Annotated in this window: 2 protein-coding genes; both read right to left on the bottom strand. The window is 66.2% G+C overall.

The annotated features are described in order from the left end of the window. Window positions 1–37: 37 nt before the first annotated feature. The gene (gene tnpC, locus P1K89_RS33235) at window positions 38–1,663 is read right to left on the bottom strand and encodes an IS66 family transposase (protein ID WP_284620824.1); all 1,626 of its coding nucleotides are present in this window, start codon (window positions 1,661–1,663) and stop codon (window positions 38–40) included. Between the two features lie 75 nt (window positions 1,664–1,738). Next, a complete protein-coding gene (tnpB, locus tag P1K89_RS33240) occupies window positions 1,739–2,089 on the bottom strand; it encodes an IS66 family insertion sequence element accessory protein TnpB (protein ID WP_284620825.1) in 351 nt (116 codons plus the stop codon). Between the last annotated feature and the right edge of the window lie 154 nt (window positions 2,090–2,243).

Below are 2,243 nucleotides of genomic sequence, written 5' to 3' on the forward strand. Positions count from 1 at the left end.
GTAAGCGCTCCTCCAGACACGTCCCTTGCGGACGTGTCTATTTGGCGCTAGGAGGCGTGAGCCGCCAGGGCAGCAGGGCTTCGAAGTCGTCGGCGGTCTTGGCCTTGGGCAGCTCCACCAGGAGCGCGGCGAGATATCGGTAGCCGTCGATGCCGTTGGCAGCGCATGTCTGCAGCAACGAGTACAGGTTTGCACTCGCGTTGGCTCCTGCAACGGTGTCAGAGAACAGCCAGTTGCGCCGCCCGACGACAAACGGCCTGATGCTGTTTTCGCAGGCGTTGTTGTCTATCGGCAAGCTGCCGTCGTCCACGTAGCGCTTGAGCTTCGCCCACTGCGACGACAGGTAGTGCAGTGCCTTGCCGAGCAGGCTGCTCGGCAACACGCTGTGCAGGTGCTGCAGTAGCAGCTTCTCGATGTCGCCGAGGACCTTGACGCTGTACTTCTGCCTCAGTCGATGCAGCCGTTGCACGTCGAACTGGCGTTCGCGAGCCCGGGCCTCAACGCGGTAGAGCTTGCCGATGAGCGCGATGAATCGCGCCGGCAGTTGCTCGGCGCCGCGCTTGTCCTTCGGCAACGCCTGCAGTGCCTCGTGGAAGTACCGGCGCGCGTGCGCCCAGCACCCGAGATGCACGAGGCGATGTTCGCTCGCGATCGAGGCGTAGGGGTCGTAGCCATCGCTCATCAGCACCGCGCCCGAGCGCATCCCGGCATACAACCTCTTGGCCGTCTGCAGGCTGCGGCTCGGCGCGTACGCGAAGAGCCGGATCGGCGGTCCTGTGCCGTCCTTGCCGGAGCCATTGGTCATCTGCACCCACATGTAGCTCTTGGCCTGGGCGCTGCGGCCGGCTTCCTTGAGCACTTGGACCTCAGTCTCGTCGCCGAACACGATCGGCGAGTCGAGCAACAGGTCGCGCAGCAGATTGATCACCGGCTGCACCGCCTGGCCGCAGCGCACGACCGTGGCGGCCAGCGTGTTGCGCGAGACGTCGGTGCCGCCGAATCGACCCAGCAGCGCGGCCTGCCGGTACAGCGGCAGCCCGTCCAGGTACTTGGAGCTGATCACCCAGGCAATCGCGTTCTCGGTGAACAGGCCTTTGGGGATGACCTGCGGTGGCCTGGGCGCCAGGCGCATGCCGCCGTCGCAGCAAGGGCATGCGTACTTCACCCGCTCATGGCGGATGACGCGCACCTGCTGCGGGATGATGTCGTACTGCTCGCTGGTCTCGACGCCGATCTCGCGCAACACAGCGCCGTCGTGCGGGCAGACCCGCTCGCCTTCGGGCAACTCATGGCGAACTACTTCGCGCGGCAGCGCCGGGTCCAGCGGTTTGCGGCCGCGCTTGGCGCGCTTGTGCCCTGGGACGTCCACCGTCTTGTCGTCGGGACGTTCTTCAACCGTCGGCTCGGCCTTGGCACCCTCGGCCTCAGCCTCGTTGAAGAACATGTCCTTCTGGTGCGTGCCACCGGCCTCGCTACTGGCGCCGAACAGCCGCCGCGTGAACCTGTTCAGCTGTTCCTGGAGCAGGTCGCGTTCGGTGCGCACCACGCGCAGTTCGCCGACCAGCTTCTCGCTGCGCTGCACGGCCTCATCGCGCAGCGCAACGGCGTCGGCCAGCGCTTGCTGCAGGGCGGCGAACTCGTCGGCGGTGGGCATGCGAACCATCGAGGCAGATTCTTGCCTGACGGGGACGTGCGCACTACTCGTATTCTCCGCACTAAACCAGTTCGGCCGACGTCGTCAGGCGACCCGATCGTACAGACGCTTCGGGTGCCGCTGGACAACGCCGATGTCGATGCCCTCGAGCAACCAGTGCAGCTGCTCCACCGTCAGCGTCGGCACGGCAGCCTCGCTCGGCCAGATGAAGCGGTCCTGCTCGAGCCGCTTCAATAGCAGCCAAAAGCCGTTGCGGTCCCAGCCCAGGATCTTCACGCGGTTGCGACGCTGGTTGCTGAACACGTACACGCACGCCGCAAACGGATTCAGCCCGAGCGCCTGCTCCACCAGGGCAGCCAGGCCGTTGATGCTCAGCCGGAAGTCCACCGGCGCCCGGTGCAGGTAGACCTTCAACCCTTCGTCGAGGCGGAACACCGCATCCTCCCCAGCGCCTCTATGAGTTGGCCCGCTTGCTGCAGGTCGCAACCACCCAGGTCCAGCACGACCCCGTTGGGAAGGCGCGCCTGCACGTTGAGCGACGGCATCGCCGGCTCCGACCGAACCGGCTCCATCTGCACCGGCACGAACG

This window comes from Aquabacterium humicola, from assembly GCF_030167915.1.
In the GTDB taxonomy this organism is placed as follows: Bacteria; Pseudomonadota; Gammaproteobacteria; order Burkholderiales; family Burkholderiaceae_C; genus Pseudaquabacterium; species Pseudaquabacterium humicola.